This is a genomic window from Methylorubrum pseudosasae (assembly GCF_029504475.1).
GTDB classification, from domain to species: domain Bacteria; phylum Pseudomonadota; class Alphaproteobacteria; order Rhizobiales; family Beijerinckiaceae; genus Methylobacterium; species Methylobacterium extorquens.
Map to the genome: position 1 here is coordinate 313,603 of NZ_JAQGDU010000002.1, position 19,227 is coordinate 332,829.

The following is a 19,227-nucleotide window of genomic DNA, read 5'->3' on the forward strand; positions in this document are numbered from 1 at the left end:
TCGCGAAGGCGCATAAGCCGTCGCATCCGGCCGTCGGCAGCGGCCCGACCGGGATGGGCGTGACGGCGGTGACTCATGCCGCCGCCCGGTGAGGCACTGCCTTCCCGTCGAAACGAGGCCCGGCCTCACTTTCGCCTCCGCCGGACCTCCATGGTGGAACACTGCGTCGAGCCCCAGCCTGTCCGAACGATGAATCCCGCCCCGATGAGCGAGCAAGAGGCTGCGCGCCTTCGTGCCTTGGACCGCTATCGGTTGCTCGACACCCCGCGCGAGCAGGATTTCGACGAGATCGCCGAGGCCGCCGCCGAGCTGTGCGAGGCGCCGATCGCGGTGGTCAATCTCGTCGGCGACGGGCGGCAGTTCTTCAAGGCGGAGGTCGGCCTCGGTGTGCGCGAGACGCCGCTCGAAACCTCCTTCTGTCGGCAGGCGATCCTGCACGACGACTTCCTCTACGTGCCCGACACCGCGCGCGACCCGCGCTTCGAAGGCAACCCGCTCGTCAGCGGCGATCCCGGCCTGCGCTTCTACGCCGGCGCCCTGCTGAGGACCGACGAGGGGCAGCCGATCGGGACTGTCTGCGTCCTCGATACCCGCCCGCGCGAACTCTCGGAGCGGCAGCGCCTCGGCCTGATGCGGCTCGCCCGCCAGGCCATGACGCAGATGGAACTGCGCCGCTCGCTGCGTGAGCAGGCGGAGCAGCGCCTGCTGCACGAGCGCATCCTCGACAGCGCTACTGACTACGCGATCGTGGCCATGGACCCCCAAGGCCGCGTCACGCGCTGGAACACCGGCGCCGAGCGTATCCTCGGCTGGACCGAGGCCGAAATGCTGGGCCGGACGGTCGATCCGTTCTTCACGCCGGAGGATCGGGCGGGCGACCGGCCCGCGGTCGAGAAGCGCCTGGCCGCGGAGGCCGGCAGCGCCCCGGACGAGCGCTGGCACATGCGCAAGGACGGGACCCGTTTCTGGGCCTCGGGCGAGATGATGCCTCTGACGGCCGAGGACGGCGGGCTCATCGGCTTCCTCAAGATCCTGCGCGACCGCACTGGGCAGCGCGCCTCGGAGGCGGCTTTGCAGGCGAGCGAGTTGCGCTACCGCTCTCTCGTCGAGGTCAGCCCGCAGGTCGTCTGGTTCGGCGACGAGGCCGGCCGCGTCACTTACTGTAACACCTATTGGTACGACTATACGGGGCTGCCCCCCGGCGAGACCGGCGAGGCGAGCTGGATGGGTGTGATCCATCCCGATCACCGCGAGCGCGTTCGCGATGCGTGGCTTGCCGCGGCGCGAAGCCGGGGGGGCTACGAGGTCGAGTTCCCCCTTCGCCGCGCCGACGGGCAGTACCGCTGGTTCCTGTCGCGGGCGCGGCCCGTGCGCGACGAGGCCGGGCATCTCAGGAGCTGGATCGGCACCACCCTCGACATCCACGAGCGCAAGGTGGCCGAGGAGCGCTTCGCGGCGCTCACCGAACTGTCCCCGGCCATCATCTGGTTCGGGAATCCGGACGGCAGCCTCAGCTACCTCAACGACCGCTGGTACGCCTATACCGGCCAGACCCCCGAGCAGGCGCTACCCCTCGGCTGGGGTGAGGCGATCCACCCGGACGACGTGGACGGCCTGCTCAAGGTCTGGGAGGCGGCCCGCACCCACGAGACCGTCTACGACACCGAGGCACGCCTGCGGGCGCGCGACGGAACCTACCGCTGGTTCCTGATCCGTGCGGAGCCGCGCCGGGACGCGAGCGGCGCGGTGGTCGGCTGGCTCGGCAGCAACAGCGACATCCACGACCGTCGGCAGGCGGACGAGGATCTGCGCCGGGCGCGGGAGCAGTTGCACCTCGCCGTCGAGGCGACCGGAACCGGCATCTTCGACTACGACCTCGTCACGGACACGCTGGAATGGGACGCGCGCACCCGCGCGCTGTTCGGCCTGGGACCGGAGGCGCCGGTCGCCTACGACGTGTTCCTGGCCGGCCTGCATCCGGATGACCGGGCCTGGGTCGATCGGGCGGTCGAGGCCGCGCTCGATCCGGCCGGCAGCGGCACCTACGACATCGCCTACCGGACCATCGGGCTGGAGGATGGCATCGAGCGCTGGGTCGCCGCCAAGGGACAGGCCTTCGTCGCCGGCGGCCGCACCGTGCGCTTCATCGGCACCGTGCGCGACGTCACGCAGAGCCGGCGGGCCGAGCAGACCCTGCGCGAAACCGAGGAGCGTTACCGCCTCGCGGCGCGCGCCACCAACGACGCGATCTGGGACTGGAACCTCGCGACCAACCAAGTCCTCTGGAACGAAGCGCTCACGGTCGCTTACGGCTATCCACCGGAGGCGGTCGATCCGACCGGCGATTGGTGGATCACCCATATCCATCCCGACGACCGGGCGCGGATCGACACGTCCATCCACGCGGTCATCGACGGGACCGGCACCGCCTGGAGCGACGAGTACCGCTTCCTGCGCGCGAACGGCACTTATGCCGACATCCTCGACCGGGGCTACGTCATCCGTGACGGGCACGGGGCGGCGGTGCGGATGATCGGGGCGATGCTCGACATCAGCGAGCGCAAGCGGGCCGAGGAGCACCAGCGCCTGCTCACCGGCGAGTTGCAGCATCGGGTCAAGAACACGCTCACCCTCGTTCAGGCGATCGCCAGCCAGACCCTCCGCAACGCCCCGGATCTCGATGCGGCCCGCGAGGCTTTCGCCGCGCGCCTGATCTCGCTCGGCCGCGCGCACGACATCCTGACCCGGTCGAGCTGGACCGAGGCGCCGATCGCGGAAGTCGTGGAGGGGGCTCTGGCGGTCCATCGCGGCGCTGCCATGGCGCGCATCCGCGCGAGCGGACCGAGCGTGCTGCTCGGCGCCAAGGCGGCGCTCTCGCTTGCGCTGGCCCTGCACGAGCTTGCCACCAACGCGACCAAGTACGGCGCCCTCGCCAACGAGACGGGATGCGTCGAACTGCGCTGGCACGTGGTGCACGAGGACGAGGCTCCCCGCTTCTGCCTGACATGGTCCGAGCAGGGCGGCCCGCCCATCCTGAGCCAGCCCTCGCGCCGCGGCTTCGGCTCGCGCCTGATCGAGCGCAGCTTCGCCGCCGAGGTCGGCGGAGAGGTCAAGCTCACCTACGCGCCGACCGGCCTCGTCTGCCGCCTGGAAGCCCCCCTCGCATCGATGCAGGAGCCGCGCGCCGAGGTCGCCGCCTGAGGGACTAGGTGCCCGCTTCACGGCAAGACGCCGGGATCTGCGCGGGCCGTGCATGGGTGTAAAATGGCCTAGCTTGTGCATACTGGGCCGCTGCGATCCCGTGTCGATCCGAGGCGCTGAGCCCCGGCGCACACGACGTCGCCACTCCTGACGCACCGGCGCGCATCGGCCGGTGCCGTTCGGGGTGAACACCTCTTGCAGGCGACGCCATCCATCCGGCGGCCGCGGAATCGTTGGAGATCCGGGTCATCGCGCTGTGCGGTTCTATGACGTCGGCGACGACCGTCTCGGGGCCGACGCCGAACCCGCAGGCTACGGTCTCGCCACCGGCTGTGGCGGCCGCGATCTTCATCGGTCTGCCGCGGCCGGCCGGCATCGCCCGAAATTCCGTAACGGGAAGCATCTCCACGATGAGACACACCGCCCTCCTCGCCGCGTTCCTCGCCCTTGCCGCACCGGCTTCCGCCCACGACCTCTGGATCAATCCGGTCGGCGGCGGGGTGCAGATCCTCTACGGGCATCCCCACGAGCCGGAACTGCCGAGCGCGGCCAAGCTGATGAGCCTGACCGCCCACGAGCCGTCCGGCGCGGTGACCCTGAACGCCAAGCTGCAGACCGGTGCGGCACCTGTGCTCAAGGCCGCCCATGACGGCGATGCGCTGGTCGCGGCGTCCTACGACAACGGCTACTGGGTGCGCCTGCCCGACGGCAGCTACCGCAACGCCAGCAAGCGAATGCTGCCGCAGGCCGACAAGAGCCTCTGGTCGGTGAAGTTCGCCAAGGCCGTGTCCGGTCCGACGGCCCCGTGGGACAAGATCGTCGGCCAACCGCTGGAGATCGTTCCGCTGGAGGAGCCCGCCGCGGCTTCGGGCAAGATCCGGGTGCGGGTGCTGTTCGAGGGCCGCCCGCTCGACGGCGCCAGCGTGGTCGCCACCGACGGCGTGAACTTCAAGAGCGAGGCGGATCAGGCCCGCGCCACGACCGACGCGGACGGCGTCGCGGTCGTCTCGCTGCGCAGTGCCGGCCCGCAGGTGCTCGGTGTCGCGCACCGCGTGACCCCTTCGCAGACGCCGGCGTTGGCCGACGCGGACAGCTACGGCGCGACGCTCGCCTTCACCGTGACCGATCCGAAAACCAACTGAGCGCAGGAACGGCATCCGGTGGCGCCGGCCTCGATGGCCGGCGTCACCGGTTCATGGTCCTGCTTGGGTGCCCTCTGGCGCCGTAGCGCCTTGAAGCTTGGCGAAAGCCCGTTCGATCGGGGTGAGGTCGGGCGCGGAGGCCGGCGAATGGCGCCGGCATCCGCGAAAGGTCGTCCGCTACGGCGTTTCCTGTCGCGCCGCCGCGATCATGCGATCGCCGTCCTCCTGCAGCAGCAGGCGATCCGACACGAGTGCATCGACGGATTTCGTCACGGCCGCAACGTAGGCACCCGCGTCCTGATATCGCTCCTCAAGGGACAAGCGGGGGTCGCCGGCCGTGTCCCGTTCGGCACGGGTGCGCGCGAACGGGATCTGGCTACCCTCGCGATCGCACAGCGCACCGGCGGGGAACGGATCGGCATACAGGTTCCAGCCGGTGAAGGTGGCACGCGGGGCCGCAACCGCCGGCAGGCGAATGCCGGCCACCTCGTTGCCGTCGGCATCGACGCGCGGGACCAGCGGGCGATATTGCGGGCCGCTTTCCGGGTGCGGATCCACGTAGGTGCTGAAGCGCGCGATCGCATTCGGTGCTGTCGGAACGGGAACACCGACCATGAACGGGAAGCCGATGTCAGCCGCCTCGACGAGGGTTTGATCGGAGAGGCGCGGCACACGGCTCTCCGGGGGTGCCTTACCGTCCTTCACCCACTCCTCGAGCGCGACCAGCAGCGCCCGGACCGCCGGGGCCGGGTTCAGGCTGCTGCGTGGGTTCGTGCAGGGGCCCTTGGTCGAGCCCAGGCCGGCACGCCCATAGTGGAAGCCGCTCGAGACCAGGTAGGCGCGCGCCGTGTCGGGCAGCGGCACATCCGTGCGGCCAACCGGATCGGTCGTGAGGAGAGAGGCACCCTTCTGCCAATACTCGGTGCCGGTATTGGCCTCGATCAACAGAGGGTCGAATCCGTCATCCCGCAGCAGCTTGCCCGTCCGACCAGTGACGGGATCGTGCTGGGTGGTGGCCGAGAACGGGAAGGTGTTCTCCGGGTAGAGGTGGTCTTCGTGCTGCGTGTTGGTGCGTGAGGGCTGACCGAAGCGGGCGTTGAGGAACACCCCGCCCACGCCCGCGATGTGAGACAGGACGCCGTCGAACACCCGCTTGCCGGTTTCGTCCCGGTTGAAGCCCTGTTGGATGAAGTCGCGCAGATAGCGCCCGCTCTGCGAGATGCCGAGCGCGAGGGCGTGCCGGATCGCGCCACCCGCCGGATTGGCCGCGCCGCCCTCGCTGCGGAGATAGGCCACCACGTCCCGCGTGGCGGCGAAACCGATCCCGAGCACCTTCGGCTCGGTGGCTTGGTACGTGAATTCGTAGAGCGAGCCGGGCAGCGGCTTGGTGCCCTTCGGCAGAAGCTCGATCTGACGCGGCGTCGCGTAGTGCCAGGCGTCCGGCGGTACTGGCCGCGGCGGGTCGGCCTCTCGGCGCCGAACGGTGAGGCGCGCCTCGGCCTTGTCCGGGCTGGCTGTCTTGAAGGAAAGGTAGAACGGAGCCTCCGGCGGGCCTCGGGTCGCGCTGACGAGTTCATCGCGCACGACCTCGACGATCGGCTTGCCGCCGCGCGTGGCCACCGGCACGTCGATCGCCATACCGCCCTGCTGGCGCAGTGCGTCCGCCTCCCAGCCCGACCAGACGATGGTGTAGCCCCGGCGTAGCACGAGCCCGGTCCCGGCATCGGTGGCGGTCTTGGGATCGTTGACCGCCTGCGCCGCCTGAGCCGGTGCGTCGAGGACCCAGTTGAAGAGGAACTTGCGGCCCCGGTTCAGCACCTCGAACAAGAGCGTTCCGCTGCCTCGGGCCGGATCCTTGGGCCGCAGGATGAACAGGTCGGTCTTGTACTCGACCATGCCGCGGGCGTTGCGGGGCGCCAGGGCGATGTCGACGATGCCGGCATTCGCAGGATCGGCCGGGTCCAACTCGCCACGGGCCGTGCCGACGACACGCTCGTAGCTTCCGGCTGATCCGAACTCCGCGCCATCGGCAAAAGGCTCGACGCTGGCGATCTCGATGCCGGTGATGCCCGCATGAGCCGGCGCAGCGCCGAGGGCGCAGCCAAGTGCGCCGACCACAACCCAACCGTTGCGCATGTTTGCTCCCTGTCCGGCTCGTGCTGGCCGGTGTTCTCAGCAAGCATGTCAGGGGAAAGACGTCGAGAGGGATGCCGGGCTGCGCCTCGTTTTCTCTCTGTGTTGGCTCTGCGCGCTGCTTTGTACGCTCTTCAGTTCGAGCGGCGCGTTCGATGGCCGAGTGAGGACTTCGAGCGCACCGAGGCATTCCATCGGTGGCCGGTGCAGCAACCAATGCCACGGGCTCGACCACGAGGCAGCGCATCGGTGCCCATTCTGATTGTCGTTATTTTGCAGGAATCTGCTCGGTGACCTGTTCCACGCACCCGTTGGATCGGTATGATCGTGCTGAGGCACGACGCGTAGGAACCAAATATGACATCGACACTGCCGGAAGGTGCGAAGCCGGGCGATATCGTGACGGCTGACGGTAAGATCCTCTGCCGTGACCGAGAGCTTCACGAGTACGGCTATTTCACCGTCACCTACGAGCAGGCCCAGATCGCCCGCAAGCATGGCTGGGGCTGCCGGGCCGGCGTCGTCTTGGATGGGGAGCACTCCGACGAGTGGAGCTGGGACTACGCCGAGGAAGAGCGTCGCAATGCGCTGGAAAACGGCGATGAGCCGCCCGGAGTGCGGATCTACCGAGAGCCGCCCGCCTCGTGCCCCGTCGAAACAGCCCCCTCTTGCCGCCTCGAAGGCCGGTAGGCGAACGGGCTTCACCAGCGAGCATCGTACTTGAGAGGCCCGCCATAAACGGCGAGCCAGTTCACGACGACGTCGGTGACAGCACCGCCACGCAGGGGAGAGCTGGACTTCCGGTCTGGCCTGGACGGCGCATCTCCCGGTTCGTCGGGGCTGCGCTACGCCCTCAGCCGCTCCGTGTTCGCAGCCACGTGTTCACGGTAGCGGGCAACCACGTCCTCGTGTGATCCGCCGGTCAGCAACGTCGTGGTCGCTTCAGTGGCCGCCGCGATCTTCTCGAACACCATCGAGTTCATCTCGGCCCACCCTTCCTGACCGCCCCAGGCAAGCCGTACCAGACGGAGTTCGATGACCCGCTGCGCCTCGAACGCGAGCAGAAGGGACGTCATGAAAGGATTGAACAAGCAGGGGCTCCGGTCCGTATGAAGGCGAGGTGGCAACCGCGCTTCATCGGCGGGTGATCCCAAGCTGGGCAGTTGGTCGCAGGGACAGCCCTTTCACGAGCGCATGGGCGCCCGGAAATCGAAGAAGGCAAACGCCCTCCAGGCCGGTAGGCTGACGCTAAGCCAGCCCACCGCTTTCCTTATTGGCGACCCTAAGGCGCCCGACGATCAGGCAACCTGGAGCTGTCCGGCCGACTCTTTGCCGCTCTTCCGGTCGATCTCGACCTCGTAGGTCACCTTCTGCCCTTCAGCGAGATCGCGCAGGCCGGCGCGCTCGACCGCCGAGATGTGCACGAACACGTCCTTGCCGCCGTTGTCGGGCTGGATGAAGCCATAGCCCTTCGTCTCGTTGAACCACTTTACCGTACCGGTTGCCATGTGTGCTCCTCCTGTGGCGAACAGAGGCTTTAACGCGCCGAGCGGCTTTTGTTCCAAACCGTTGGCTTCTTGAGGCGTCTCGCCGTAGCCGAGCCTCAGCCTCCAGGTCGCAGCCTCTTGCCCGCAGACTTGGCTTATCGCCAGGTGCGGATGCCTGATGGCGTCCCGCAGCCGATCCGCATGGGCAGGCTCTGGGTACACCAGAGACGTCACGGAGTCGAAGGCCGTCCATACCGGAAGCGAGCCCTCTCGAACGAACATGTCGATCGCCTCGGCAGCCTCCCACCGCTCGAAGGCGTCAGGCCCATGCACGGCCCGGCAGACAATGCGGGCGCGCAGGAATGGGTCTTCCGCCGTGGGAGCCGTTTCCAGCGAAAACATCACCCCTGAACGGTCGGGCTGCAGCTCATCCGGGAGAGCCCCGATCTTGCGCCAGAGGCAGTGCCAGGTGGCGCAGGCGGCTGGACGATCCCGATAGATGCCGCATGCCACGCCTGTCTGATGCGCGCATAAGGTTCCGGCAGGCTTGGCAAGCGCCTTGACTTCAAGAACTCGGCAGCACTCCGCGCAGGTGCCACAGGTTCGGCCGGGAACGAGAACGTGCAAGGCTTCCGAACTTCCAATCTGAGGCCGTGCTGCAGGTCGCCCGCCTCTCCTCACGAGAGGCTTTCTCCTCGGCCTGCCGGGGATGATCGATCGACGGAGCAAGCCGGGCCGTCCTCAGACCCGGCGCCTGTTGCTGCCCGGTCGGATGCCCCTTTCTCGAAAGGGGCTGTTAACCCTCTCGGCATGGGGGGCGAAACGGAATCGCGAGCAACGCCGTATAGGCGCACCAGACAGGAGAGCCGGTATGCCGGATGAGACAAGGTTGCCGACCTTGGACGTTCTCGCCGATCTGCCTCAAGCGGATTTCGTAGCCCGCTGGCGGTCTCTGGTCGGCGAACCTCCTGCCATCATGCTGGAGAGCCGGTCAGAGATGATCCGCCTGCTGGTGGACAGTACGGAACCGGCTCCGTTTCGCTTCGATGAGCAGGCTGTGAACGCGCCTCAAAGTCATCCGGACCGGCGCTGAAAAGGAACGGCCACGGAAGCTGGAACGAAGGTGCGCGTACATCCGGCGTCACCCCCATCCCGGCATCGTGGCCGCGACCGATCAAGCGACAGGGTCGCGATCGGCATGTCCCTCAGATGGGGGCATCATGGTTAACAATCAATGACGGGTCCGACGGCCCGATCACTTTCGAGCCGGCGGCATGCCGCGTTGAGCCCGTAGAAGGGAAAGAGCCAAGCCCGCGGCGCTGCATGCCGATCCAGGCTGCGACCTTTTCAGTCGATCACTCCTCAGTCGATTACCTCGACGATACGACGCGTGCCCGGTTCGACGAGCACGGAGTGATCGTTCACGATGGTGTAGTTGTAGCCCTTGAGCTCAAACTCGCGCGGAACGTCGTAGTAGACCGGACCTTCGTCGGGCAGGATGGTGCCGACGCGAACCGGCAGACGGGAGACGAAGGAGGGACGACGTTCGGCCCGAGCGTAGATGCGAAATCGCTCCCGGCGGTCGATGCCAAGAATGCCATTGGCCGTCCCGACGGCCGCTCCGATCGCGCCGCCGACCACGGCTCCCAGGGGACCGGCCATCTCCTCCCCACGCGCGGCCCCCTCCTGCGCGCCGCGCTGAAGCCCCTGCGCGTGAGCGGAGGCGGCCATACCAATCCCGACCGTGATGAGGATCGTAGCGAGTTTGGCGTGCATCGACGGATAGCTCACTTGCCGCCCGACGCTTCATAGGCGGTGATCGCGCGGCGGCAATTCTCGGACAGCTCGGCGCGATGCTTCTTGAAGCAGGCATCCATCTCGGGGCTATCGGAGTCGATACCTCCGCAAAACTGCAAGGCGTCGCCCGTGCAGTACTTCTTGAGATCCGGGTTACCGCGCTTGCTCTCCGGTGCGGCAGAGGCTGAGGCGACGACGAACGGTGCGGCAAGCAGCAGGCCGAGGGTAGCGAGGCGTGGCATCGAATGCTTCCTGAGCCCGATATGGGCGGGCAGGAATGATCGAGAGGATGGGATCGTTCCTCGAAAGCGTGCTCCGCGGTCCAATCTGCTCAAGGGCTGGCGGGGCCTTCCGTCTCCACCCGACGAAGCGCCCGTACGCGACGCGGCTCCCTCTCAGGCTGACCCAAGGCCGTCAGCCTCGCGCCAACCGCGTCATCGGCAGCCTGTCCCATCCCTGCAGGACACGGCGCCGTCCGCCCCAGATCATGCGCACGTGCAACTCTGCCTCCCGGTCAGGGTCCGAGCGCTCAAACGAAAAAAGGCGCTCCCAAGGAGCGCCTGTTTCTCTGTTCACGAAGAAGCGTCAGACCATCCGGCGGTCCGGTGAGGGACCGCCGGAGATCCGGGTCCTAGTACGAGCCGAACTTGTAGTTCAGGCCGGCGCGGACGACGGCGAACTCGGTGTCGCGGACCTGCTGGCCACCGCTGACGAGCACGGTGCCCGGGCTGCCGATGGAGACCGTGCGGCCCTGGTTGTCGGTCGCGAAGGCGCCACGGCCGCCGGTGCCGCGGTCGAGGTTCACGTACAGACCTTCGACCTTCAGCGTCACGGCCGACGACTTGAAGAAGTTCAGGAACGAGTCGGTCGGGAGAGCGTACTCGATACCACCACCGGCGGCCCAGCCGGTCTGGAAGTCGTTGCTCGACACGCCGGTGCCGAACTCACGACCGCCGCCGGAGCCGTAGGCGAAGCCGCCGGTGCCGTACACGAGGGTGCGGTCGAAGGCGTAGCCGAGGCGACCGCGGACGGTGCCGAAGAAGTCGAGGCCGGACAGACCACCCGGATTGAACACCTGCTGGGCGGCCAGCGGGCTGGTCGAGAGGAAGCGGTTCCGGTCACGGCCGAAATCGGCGTACTGGGCGTCGGCCTCGACACCGATCACGACACCGGAGCCCGGGGTGAACTGGTAGTTGTAGCCGATCTGACCGCCGCCGACGAAGCCTTCGTTGGACTCGCGGTTGCTGAAGGCGACCACGGCGGTGGTGCCCGGGGGCACGAGCAGGGAGGCCGGGCCGACGCCGATCACGGTCGGGACGCGGTCGTCCTGGGTGCCGAAGCCGTAACCGGCGTTGAAACCGGCGTAGAAGCCCGTCCAGGTGAACACCGGCACCGGCTGGAACACCGGCGGCGGAGCCGCGCGGCGCGGGAGGTCGGCGGCGAGCGCCGTGCCCGACAGGAGAATGCCCGTGAGGCCGGCAAGGATCAGGGAATTGCGCAAGGTTTGAACCAGGGGTTTGTTAAACGTGCGCCCTGTTAGCAGCGGCCCAGCTCAGGTCATATGATATATTAGCCACAGCCCATCGATGACATCGCCGTGATCGTGACGATCCCTCGCGTCACCGCCCTGTCGGCGCTTTGGTTCGGTTCGGCCCAAACGACGAGCCATTGGCCAGCGCCGGCCGCGATGCTCTGAGGGCGACGCGCCCGCTGTCGAGATCAGGCGGAGCTGTCGGCTCCATCGACTTCTTCCTCGGTCGGCAGCTCGCAGCGGTTGTGAATGTCAGTGGCCGCCATCGCGCCATGTCCCATCGCAACCACGACTTGGTCGAGACCGCGCACGACTCCGCCGGCGGCGTAGAGACCCGGTACCGTGGTGCGGTTGTGCTCGTCGACCAGGAGAGCTCCCGTTTCATCGTGCTCGGCTCCCAGTTCCAATGCGAGCTCGGAGCGAAGCTTCAATCCGAGAGCCGAGTAGAGCACTTCGAACCGGTGTTCATCACCGCTCGCCGTGCATAGCCGAGTGATCCGGGCATCCTCGACATCGAGGCCTGTCACCGGCTCGTGGACGACCTTGATGCCGTGCTTCTCGACGCGCTCGCGCTCGCCCGCGTCGAGGTGCATGCCTTGCCCCAGCGTCAGAAGCGTCACGTCGCGCGAGTAGGTGCGGGCCACAAACACCGCCTCTCCCAGGCCCCTGTCGCCATGGCCGATCACCGCGATGCGCTTGCCTCTCGCTTCGTAGCCATCGCAGATCGGGCAGTAGCGCACGAGGCCGCGTCTGACGGCATCAGGAAGGTCCGGCAGGTCGGGCTCCACGTCGTCCGCGCCCGTGGCGAGAAGCACCCGGCGCGCCCGCACTTCGCGTGAGATGCCGCCCGCCTCCTCGACGCTGGCCGCGAAGCCTCCCTCGACCCTGCGCAGGGCCGTGACGCTGCCATGTGTGACCTCGGATCCATACCGAGCGAGGTGCTCGCGTTGACGGCGGAGGATCTCCTGTCCGGAGATGCCGTCGGCGAAGACCGGGATGTTGTGGCTGGTGGGTATCCAAGACGCGCGGGAATCGCCCGCATCCACCACGAGGAAGCGGCGCTCGAAGCGGGCCAAGTAGAGTGCGGCTGTCAGCCCGGCCGGGCCGCCGCCGACAATCAGGCAGTCGATCGGCTCTGAGAGATCAGCGGACAGAAGCCGAGCCATTCGCTCATCCGTTTATGAGGGCCACCCTTGCCGAGACCACCTTCGGCCTTCATCGGTTCCGCCACCGGCCGAAGCTTCGGATCGTCGGCAGGCGTAACCCTGTTGGAGCGGCCAAGCCGGCCGAGCGGGCTCCGTCAGGCCCGCGGACGGATCGGGGCCTTGGTGCGGCTACCAGAGCCTGCGCCGTCCAGCGGGCGATGCGCAGGGGCTTGCCGCCCGGTTGAGGAGCGTCGGACGGGAGGGCGGCGTCGAGGGCGGACATGGGAATGCCTTGCATGGGCGGATGCGACATGCCCAGCTTTACCCGCCCCGGACGGCCCAAGAAATTGGGATAGTCTCGATCGAGAGCTTCGGATCATTCGATGGAGTTGTCGGGTGCCCGAATGTCGTTCGATCGAGGGGCCACCGCCCGTGAACGACGGGTATCGGGATCGACACGGCATCGAATGGTCCGAGCCGGTCGAGGAGCCAGCGGCCCCGTCCCGGAACGGTGTCCGGCCCGCTGCAGCGGGCCGGCATGTCCTTGGGCGCGTAGGTCAGTGCCGCGGTAAGGTGTGCAGCCCGCGCAGGAAGAGGTCGACGTCCTCCCGCGTGTTGTAGAAGGCCAGCGAGGCGCGCACCGACTGATCGACGCCGAAGCGGCGCAGCGCCGGCAGGGCGCAGTGGTGGCCCGAGCGCACCGCGATCCCGAGGGAATCGAGGTAGTGGGCGACGGCCTCGTTGGTGAGGCCATCGACCGTGAAGGACATGACGCTCGCCTTGTTGAGCGCGGTACCGATCAGGCGCAGGCCCTTCACATCAGCCAAGCCTTCCTGCGCGTATTCGAGCAGGTCGTGCTCGTAGGCTGCGATCGCCGGCAGGCCGACGCTCTCCAGGTAATCGAGCGCCGCACCGAGACCCACCGCGCCGGCGATGTCGGGCGTGCCCGCCTCGAACTTTTCCGGTGCGCCCTTGTAGACGGTCTTGGCGAAGGTGACGTCCTCGATCATGTGGCCGCCGCCCTGCCACGGCGGCATCGCCTCCAAGAGGTGCCGCTTCCCGTACAGGGCGCCGATGCCGGTCGGCCCGAACACTTTGTGGCCGGAGAAGACCAGGAAATCGGCGTCGAGCGCCTGCACGTCGATGGGGATGTGCGGCGTCGATTGCGCGGCATCGACCAGCACCGGCACGCCGTAGGCATGCGCCAGAGCGATGATCTCCCGGATCGGGTTCACGGTGCCGAGCGCGTTGGCGACATGCGTCACCGAGACGATCTTGGTGCGGCCCGAGAGCAAAGCCGCATATTGCTCGAAGATGATCTCGCCGCGGTCGTTGACCGGGATCACCCGGATCGTCGCGCCGGTCGCCTGTGCCAGGAGTTGCCAGGGCACGATGTTGGCGTGGTGCTCGATGGTCGAGACGATGATCTCGTCGCCCGGGCCGATATTGGCCCGGCCGTAGGAGTTGGCGACGAGGTTGATCGCTTCCGTGGTGCCGCGCAGAAAGACGATGTCGTCCTTGCTCGGCGCGTTGAGGAAGCGGCGCGTCTTCTCGCGACCGCCCTCGAACAGGTCCGTGGAGCGGGCGGCGAGCGTGTGCGCGGCCCGGTGGATGTTCGAGTTGTGGCGGCCGTAGAATTCGCTCGTGGCGTCGATCACGCTCTGCGGCTTGTGGGTGGTGGCCGCGTTGTCGAGCCAGACGAGGCGGTGCCCGTTCACGCTCTGGTGCAGCGCCGGGAAGTCCTTGCGAACGTGCTCGACATCGAACGGCGCGCCGGCTGGAACCGATCCGTGCGAGGTCACCCGCGGGGCGGGACCCTCGTGGCGCGAGGGCTCGACCCGCGGCTGGGCGGCCGCCTTCTTGCCTCTCGCTGGCGGCGGGGCCGGGCTCAGGAAGTAGTAATCGCCCGTGTTGTCGGGGGCGGGCACGCTCGGATGCGGGAGCTGGCCGGTGCGCGAGAAATGCTCCTGCGCGGCGCCGCCGCCGGGCTTGCGGGGATCGCGCGGCACGAGATGGGGTGCCAGGGCGTGGGCGAAGCCGTTAGCGCGGGGATGGTCGGCTGCGATCTGCCGGTGCAGGTCGGGGCCACCGGGGATCGCCGCGGCGACGTCGGGCAGGCTCGGCACGAAGAATTCGGGCAGCCGGTTCGGGTTCGTGAACGGATGCACCGAGGGGATCGCCGCCACGTCGAACAGGTTTGCGCTCGCCGGCGCGGGCGTCGCGCCGACCGGGTTGGCGTGGGACGGACCGGTCAGGCCCGGCAGGCCGACCGGCAGTGCGCCGAACGAGCGCGCGGCCTGCGCCGACAGGTCGGGCTGGAAGCCCGACGGCAGCGCGCCCGAGGGCAGAGAGGGCGTGCCCAGATTGGCGCCGGGCAGCGCGGGCTGCCCGGAACCGGTGGGAAGGCTCTCAAGCCCCTGGGGGACTTGAGGCGTCTGCGGCAGATGGGGCTGGAACGGTGCACTTCCCGCCTGTCCCTGGCCAGTGATCTCGCGGGCGAGGCGCCCGACGAGATCGGCATGCGCCAGATCGCCCGCGTTGCCGGTTGGAAGACCGAGAGCGGGGGCGTTAGGCGTAGTCATGGTAGTTTCCCAGCAGCACGTTATCGAGGCGGGCGATCGCGTCCTCGACCAACACGGCGGCCGAGAAGTAGCGGGTCACGAGGTGCGAGGCGATGGAGTGGTCGTTGGTGCCCATGTACCGCACCGACAGGCCGGGCTCGATCTCGCCGGTCACGCCCGACTTCTGCAGGCCGACCACGCCCTGCTCGCCCTCGCCGACACGCAGCAGCAGGATCGAGGTGGTCTGGGCGCCCGTCACCGGATCGGTGTCGATCGGCAGCTTGTCGCTCGGCACCAGCGGCACGCCGCGCCAGGTGATGAAGGGCGCGCCGAACAGGTGGACGACGACCGGCGGCACGCCGCGGCGGGTGGCCTCGCGGCCGAAGGCAGCGATGGCACGCGGATGGGCCACGAAGAAGGCGGGCTTCTTCCAGACCAGGGTCAGCAGCTCGTCCAGATCGTCCGGGGTCGGCGGCCCTGAGCGGGTCGGGATGCGCTGGCGGCCGGCGACTTCGCCGAGCAGGCCGAACTGCGAGTTGTTGAGCAGCTCCCACTCCTCGCGTTCCTTCACGGCATCGACCGTGAGGCGGATCTGCTCGCGCAGCTGATCGATCTCGTTGGAATAGAGATCGGTGACGCGGGTGTGGGTGTTGAGGATCGTCTGGATCGTGGAGAGGTGATACTCGCGCGGATCGATCTCGTAATCGACGAAGGTGGTCGGCAGGCGCGGCTCGCCGGCATGGACCGCCAGGAGTTCGATACCCTGCTCGCCGTAGGAGTTGGTGTGCCCTTTCAGGCGGTCACGCTCCTCCTGGTACTGGTCGATGCGCGAGCGGATGGCCTCGTCCTCGATCGCGGCGCGGTCGAGGGTGAGCAGCGTCACCGCCGAGAGCGCCTTCACCGCCGGCGCCGGGCCGGCCTCGCCGACGAGGGCGTCGTCGCCGAAATAATCGCCGCGCGTGGCAAGCCCCTGGCGCAGCCGGCCCTTGTAGGGGCCCGACAGGGTCAGCTCGACGGTGCCGTCGGCCACGATCACGAGGCTGCGGCCGGACGAGCCCTCCTCGGCGATGACCTCGCCGGCCTTGTGCCGGCTCTGCGTGAACTTGTCCGCGAGCGTGGCCAGTTCGGCATCGCCGAGGCGGCTGAACAGCGGAACGGCGCGCAGCGAGCCGGGACGGACCGTGCGGCCCTTGTCCTCAAGGCTGAGATCGATGCGGCCGGGCTTGGCCAGCACCACGGCGCGGCGGTTGACCCGGTAGACGCCGCCCGCGACGTCGACGAAGGGCAGCAGGCGCAGGAGGAAGCGGGGGGTGTTGGCGACGTTTTGGACCGAGGTGACGGTCGCGGTCGCTAGATTGCGCGCGGCGGATGCGCTCACGCTCAGACCCGGTCCACTCATCTGTCGTCGTCTCCTTACGGTGTTTCGGAAATTCGGCCGGTGCGGACGCGGGGGCCCGGCGCCGGCAGCACATCGGGTGCGGATGACAGGCAGCCGCCGGCACGGCGCAGGCACAAAGGCCCCGCCGGCGCCGCACTGAACTTGCCAACACCATCGCTCTATTGATTGCAACTTGCCCGAGCCGGGCCTATTGAGACGTTCGGCCGGGACAATTGATGTACTAGGCGCGGCGGCAACCGGCGGTCAACGGAATGATTTTCCAATTTTTGTGGACGCCGCAGGAGATGGATCTTCTGAAGCTGCCTTAATTAGTTGAACGTTTTATAAATCTGCCTTTTAATGGAAAAATGTTCTACAAGATGTTCTCTTGGAGAATGTCTTGAAGCAACTCGTCGCGGAAAGATTTTTCTGGCAGCCGGCTCAGATCCCGTCGCCGAAACCGAAGGACTGATCCATGGTCTGGGCGGGCTCCTCGTCGCTCCGCAGGCGGGAGACGACCCGTGCCGGCACGCCCGCGACGGTGGTGTGGGCGGGCACCTCGTGCAGCACCACCGCGGCGGCGGCGACCTTGGCGCCTTCCCCGACCCGGATGTTGCCGAGCACCTTGGCGCCGACGCTGAGGAGCACGCCGCGGGCGATCTTCGGATGCCGGTCGCCACTCTCCTTGCCGTTGCCGCCGAGCGTCACCGACTGGAGGATCGAGACGTCATCGGCCACGACCGTGGTCTCGCCGATGACGACGCCGGTGGCGTGATCGATGAAAACCCCCGAGCCGATCCGCGCCGCCGGGTGAATGTCGCAGCCGAACACCTCGGAGATGCGGCTCTGCACGTGCAGGGCGAGCGTCGCCCGGCCCTGATGCCAGAGCCAGTGCGCCACCCGGTAGCCTTCGAGCGCGGCGAAACCCTTGTAGAACAGGAACGGATCGAGATAGCGCCGGCAGGTCGGGTCGCGCTCGCGGATGGCGATGAGATCGCGCACGGCGTGCAGCCCCGCATGCGGGTCGGCCTCGAATGCGGAGAAGCAGAGATCGCGCATGGTGAGCCGCGACAGGTCGCCGTCGCCGAGCCGGTGGGCGAGGCGGTAGGCCAGAGCCTCCGACAGGCTGCGCTGGTCGAGCACCGTCGCCTGGATAAGGCCCGCATAGAGCGGCTCCTCGATCAGCGCCGCCTCGGCTTCGCTCCGCATCGCCGCCCAGACATCCCCCTCCGCCATGCTGCGGCTCGTCGCCCGCAGGGGCGGGACGATCGCCAGGGCTGCGGTCACGACCGGGTCTCCGGATTGGACGGGGGGAGCGGGCGGAGGCCGCAGCGGTGATCGCGCGCACGCATCGTCGGGTCGTCCGATCGCTTCACGGGATGCGCCGGAACAGGTCCGGCAGGTAGCTCTGCAGGGTCTCGTGGCCGTCGAACTGGACATCGATCGTGGCGCGGCCGGCTTGACCGTGGATGCCGATCACCCGGCCCCGCGCATGGCGCCAGATCCCGAGGGCTTCGGCGAGGTCGAGCCGATCGAACACGACCTGATCGCCGGGAAGCATCGTCGCACTCAGCATGATGGTGTCCTTGAAGCGGGAATCCCGTCACGGCTTCCGATCCACCGGCCCGCACGCCGCTTCTCAAATCGCGCGCCGCGGGAGGGGAAGGAAGAGCCTGCCAACCGCGCCGGGATACGGGAGAAGATTTGCTGCGCGGGAGGGCGGATCAAGAGCATTATTTTCGGTAAGTCATTGTTTCAATTCGATAATTATCGACAGAACGCCGTTTGGCAAGCCTTGTTCCGCACTTCTCGCCGCGCGCCCCCGGAACGGGACGGCGGTCCGCCGTCGCCTGCGAACTGATTCCGCTTCCAGTTGAGCCTTGGGTTTCGCCACACACCGTCATTGCGACCGGCAGCGAGCGCTCGATCGAGGTCGGTCCGGATCTCGTCGATGTTCGCCAGCCCGACGGCGAGGCGCACAGAGCCATCGGTGACGTCGGCGGCGCGCGGCTCATCCGGCGTCAGGTGCGAGTGGCTGGTCGAAGCCGGTTGGATCGCGCGGCTGCGGGCATCGCCGAGTTTGGCGACGCCGTCGAACAGCTTGGACGCTTCAGCGCGGAGGCCGCCTGATCCGAGGCGGGGGCGCGTGCGGCCGCACCGCCCTTCAGTGCGGCGAGGACGCCGCTCCGGCACGCCGGCGGTGGGACCGGTGACCCGGATGTCGATGGTGCCGAGGGCCTCGAGCGCAAACAGGTTTTCGCATCCGCTCGCGCCAACGGCCGGCCGAACGCTCGGCCGATTGCCTCACGGGTGCTTGTGGATCGGATCGACCCAGTAGACCGTCTCGGGCCGCTCGGCCGCCTCGACATCGGGCAGGTTGACCACCACCGCCTCGTTGTCGGAGCGCACCAGCACGCAGTGCAGGGGCTCGTCGGTCGAGGCGTTGATCTCCTGGTGCGGCACGTAGGGCGGCACGAAGATGAAGTCGCCGGGCCCGGCTTCCGCCACGTATTCGAGGCGCTCGCCCCAGCGCATCCGGGCCTGGCCGGAGACGATGTAGATCACGCTCTCCAGCGCGCCGTGGTGGTGCACGCCGGTCTTGGCGTCGGGCTCGATCGCCACGGTGCCGGCCCAGATTTTCTGGGCGCCGACCCGTGCGGCGTTGACCGCCGCCTGCCGGAACATGCCGGGCGTCTGCGCCGTGTTGGGATCGAGCCGGTCGCCGGGGATCACCCGCACGCCGTCGTGCTTCCAGCGCGCGGCGGCGCCTTCGTCGTGGTCATGATTGTGAGGCTCATGGTCGTGAGGCTCATGGTCATGGGTGTGGCCGTCGCCGAGGTCGTGCATGTTCA

General features: G+C 68.1%; 17 protein-coding genes. 4 read left to right on the top strand and 13 right to left on the bottom strand.

Features of this window, described 5'->3' with window-relative positions:
- The first annotated feature begins 204 nt into the window (after nt 1-204).
- Nucleotides 205-3,201 carry a PAS domain-containing protein gene (locus M2437_RS02320; RefSeq protein ID WP_253389251.1) on the top strand — a complete coding sequence of 999 codons (2,997 nt, stop codon included), beginning with the start codon at nt 205-207 and terminating at the stop codon, nt 3,199-3,201.
- A 410-nt stretch (nt 3,202-3,611) separates the two neighbouring features.
- A complete protein-coding gene (locus tag M2437_RS02325) occupies nt 3,612-4,343 on the top strand; it encodes a DUF4198 domain-containing protein (RefSeq protein WP_253389252.1) in 732 nt (243 codons plus the stop codon).
- Nucleotides 4,344-4,520: 177 nt separating this feature from the next.
- Here M2437_RS02325 and M2437_RS02330 read toward each other — a convergent pair whose 3' ends face one another.
- A complete protein-coding gene (locus M2437_RS02330) occupies nt 4,521-6,479 on the bottom strand; it encodes an alpha/beta hydrolase domain-containing protein (protein WP_253389253.1) in 1,959 nt (652 codons plus the stop codon).
- Between the two features lie 354 nt (nt 6,480-6,833).
- On the opposite strand from M2437_RS02330, the gene M2437_RS02335 reads away from it, so the two are divergent.
- The gene (locus tag M2437_RS02335) at nt 6,834-7,166 is read left to right on the top strand and encodes a hypothetical protein (RefSeq protein WP_253389254.1); all 333 of its coding nucleotides are present in this window, start codon (nt 6,834-6,836) and stop codon (nt 7,164-7,166) included.
- Nucleotides 7,167-7,321: 155 nt separating this feature from the next.
- Here M2437_RS02335 and M2437_RS02340 read toward each other — a convergent pair whose 3' ends face one another.
- Both M2437_RS02340 and M2437_RS02345 read right to left on the bottom strand, forming a co-directional pair.
- The gene (locus M2437_RS02340; protein WP_012252842.1) at nt 7,322-7,567 is read right to left on the bottom strand and encodes a hypothetical protein; all 246 of its coding nucleotides are present in this window, start codon (nt 7,565-7,567) and stop codon (nt 7,322-7,324) included.
- Between the two features lie 207 nt (nt 7,568-7,774).
- Nucleotides 7,775-7,984 (bottom strand): cold-shock protein, encoded by a 210-nt coding sequence (locus tag M2437_RS02345; RefSeq protein WP_012252841.1) that lies wholly within the window; start codon nt 7,982-7,984, stop codon nt 7,775-7,777.
- An 850-nt stretch (nt 7,985-8,834) separates the two neighbouring features.
- On the opposite strand from M2437_RS02345, the gene M2437_RS02350 reads away from it, so the two are divergent.
- The gene (locus M2437_RS02350; RefSeq protein WP_056117737.1) at nt 8,835-9,056 is read left to right on the top strand and encodes a hypothetical protein; all 222 of its coding nucleotides are present in this window, start codon (nt 8,835-8,837) and stop codon (nt 9,054-9,056) included.
- Between the two features lie 269 nt (nt 9,057-9,325).
- On the opposite strand, the gene M2437_RS02355 is transcribed toward M2437_RS02350, so the two are convergent.
- The 10 genes from M2437_RS02355 to M2437_RS02400 all read right to left on the bottom strand — a co-directional run bounded on the left by M2437_RS02355 (nt 9,326) and on the right by M2437_RS02400 (nt 19,222).
- Nucleotides 9,326-9,739: a DUF1236 domain-containing protein gene (locus tag M2437_RS02355; protein WP_253389255.1), complete on the bottom strand. Its 414-nt coding sequence runs from the start codon at nt 9,737-9,739 to the stop codon at nt 9,326-9,328.
- Between the two features lie 11 nt (nt 9,740-9,750).
- Nucleotides 9,751-10,002 (bottom strand): cysteine rich repeat-containing protein, encoded by a 252-nt coding sequence (locus M2437_RS02360; protein ID WP_003600629.1) that lies wholly within the window; start codon nt 10,000-10,002, stop codon nt 9,751-9,753.
- Nucleotides 10,003-10,391: 389 nt separating this feature from the next.
- On the bottom strand, nt 10,392-11,261 hold the full coding sequence (locus M2437_RS02365) for an outer membrane protein (RefSeq protein WP_003600628.1): 870 nt from the start codon (nt 11,259-11,261) through the stop codon (nt 10,392-10,394).
- A gap of 218 nt (nt 11,262-11,479) precedes the next feature.
- Nucleotides 11,480-12,457: an NAD(P)/FAD-dependent oxidoreductase gene (locus M2437_RS02370; protein WP_253389256.1), complete on the bottom strand. Its 978-nt coding sequence runs from the start codon at nt 12,455-12,457 to the stop codon at nt 11,480-11,482.
- A gap of 536 nt (nt 12,458-12,993) precedes the next feature.
- The gene (locus tag M2437_RS02375) at nt 12,994-15,018 is read right to left on the bottom strand and encodes a family 2A encapsulin nanocompartment cargo protein cysteine desulfurase (protein WP_253389257.1); all 2,025 of its coding nucleotides are present in this window, start codon (nt 15,016-15,018) and stop codon (nt 12,994-12,996) included.
- Entirely contained in the window at nt 15,005-16,396 is a 1,392-nt protein-coding gene (locus tag M2437_RS02380) for a family 2B encapsulin nanocompartment shell protein (RefSeq protein ID WP_277570197.1), read from the bottom strand. The genes M2437_RS02375 and M2437_RS02380 overlap by 14 nt, the downstream gene beginning before the upstream one ends.
- 420 nt (nt 16,397-16,816) lie before the next feature.
- Nucleotides 16,817-17,662 (bottom strand): serine O-acetyltransferase, encoded by an 846-nt coding sequence (cysE, locus tag M2437_RS02385; RefSeq protein WP_003600623.1) that lies wholly within the window; start codon nt 17,660-17,662, stop codon nt 16,817-16,819.
- Between the two features lie 85 nt (nt 17,663-17,747).
- Complete coding sequence (locus M2437_RS02390) at nt 17,748-17,951, bottom strand: hypothetical protein (RefSeq protein WP_003600621.1); 204 nt, start codon at nt 17,949-17,951, stop codon at nt 17,748-17,750.
- Nucleotides 17,952-18,142: 191 nt separating this feature from the next.
- Nucleotides 18,143-18,568, bottom strand: a complete 426-nt coding sequence (locus M2437_RS02395; protein WP_253389258.1) for a PLP-dependent transferase — start codon at nt 18,566-18,568, stop codon at nt 18,143-18,145.
- A 111-nt stretch (nt 18,569-18,679) separates the two neighbouring features.
- Nucleotides 18,680-19,222: a cupin domain-containing protein gene (locus tag M2437_RS02400; protein ID WP_253389259.1), complete on the bottom strand. Its 543-nt coding sequence runs from the start codon at nt 19,220-19,222 to the stop codon at nt 18,680-18,682.
- Nucleotides 19,223-19,227: the final 5 nt, after the last annotated feature.

What these genes read in the sequence shown, in the direction of transcription:
- M2437_RS02320 (WP_253389251.1), top strand. Translation starts at nt 205, where the DNA reads ATGAGCGAGCAAGAGGCTGCGCGCCTTCGTGCCTTGGACCGCTATCGG.
- M2437_RS02325 (WP_253389252.1), top strand. Translation starts at nt 3,612, where the DNA reads ATGAGACACACCGCCCTCCTCGCCGCGTTCCTCGCCCTTGCCGCACCG.
- M2437_RS02330 (WP_253389253.1), bottom strand. Translation starts at nt 6,479, where the DNA reads ATGCGCAACGGTTGGGTTGTGGTCGGCGCACTTGGCTGCGCCCTCGGC.
- M2437_RS02335 (WP_253389254.1), top strand. Translation starts at nt 6,834, where the DNA reads ATGACATCGACACTGCCGGAAGGTGCGAAGCCGGGCGATATCGTGACG.
- M2437_RS02345 (WP_012252841.1), bottom strand. Translation starts at nt 7,984, where the DNA reads ATGGCAACCGGTACGGTAAAGTGGTTCAACGAGACGAAGGGCTATGGC.
- M2437_RS02350 (WP_056117737.1), top strand. Translation starts at nt 8,835, where the DNA reads ATGCCGGATGAGACAAGGTTGCCGACCTTGGACGTTCTCGCCGATCTG.
- M2437_RS02355 (WP_253389255.1), bottom strand. Translation starts at nt 9,739, where the DNA reads ATGCACGCCAAACTCGCTACGATCCTCATCACGGTCGGGATTGGTATG.
- M2437_RS02360 (WP_003600629.1), bottom strand. Translation starts at nt 10,002, where the DNA reads ATGCCACGCCTCGCTACCCTCGGCCTGCTGCTTGCCGCACCGTTCGTC.
- M2437_RS02370 (WP_253389256.1), bottom strand. Translation starts at nt 12,457, where the DNA reads ATGGCTCGGCTTCTGTCCGCTGATCTCTCAGAGCCGATCGACTGCCTG.
- M2437_RS02375 (WP_253389257.1), bottom strand. Translation starts at nt 15,018, where the DNA reads ATGACTACGCCTAACGCCCCCGCTCTCGGTCTTCCAACCGGCAACGCG.
- M2437_RS02380 (WP_277570197.1), bottom strand. Translation starts at nt 16,396, where the DNA reads ATGAGTGGACCGGGTCTGAGCGTGAGCGCATCCGCCGCGCGCAATCTA.
- M2437_RS02390 (WP_003600621.1), bottom strand. Translation starts at nt 17,951, where the DNA reads ATGCTGAGTGCGACGATGCTTCCCGGCGATCAGGTCGTGTTCGATCGG.
- M2437_RS02400 (WP_253389259.1), bottom strand. Translation starts at nt 19,222, where the DNA reads ATGCACGACCTCGGCGACGGCCACACCCATGACCATGAGCCTCACGAC.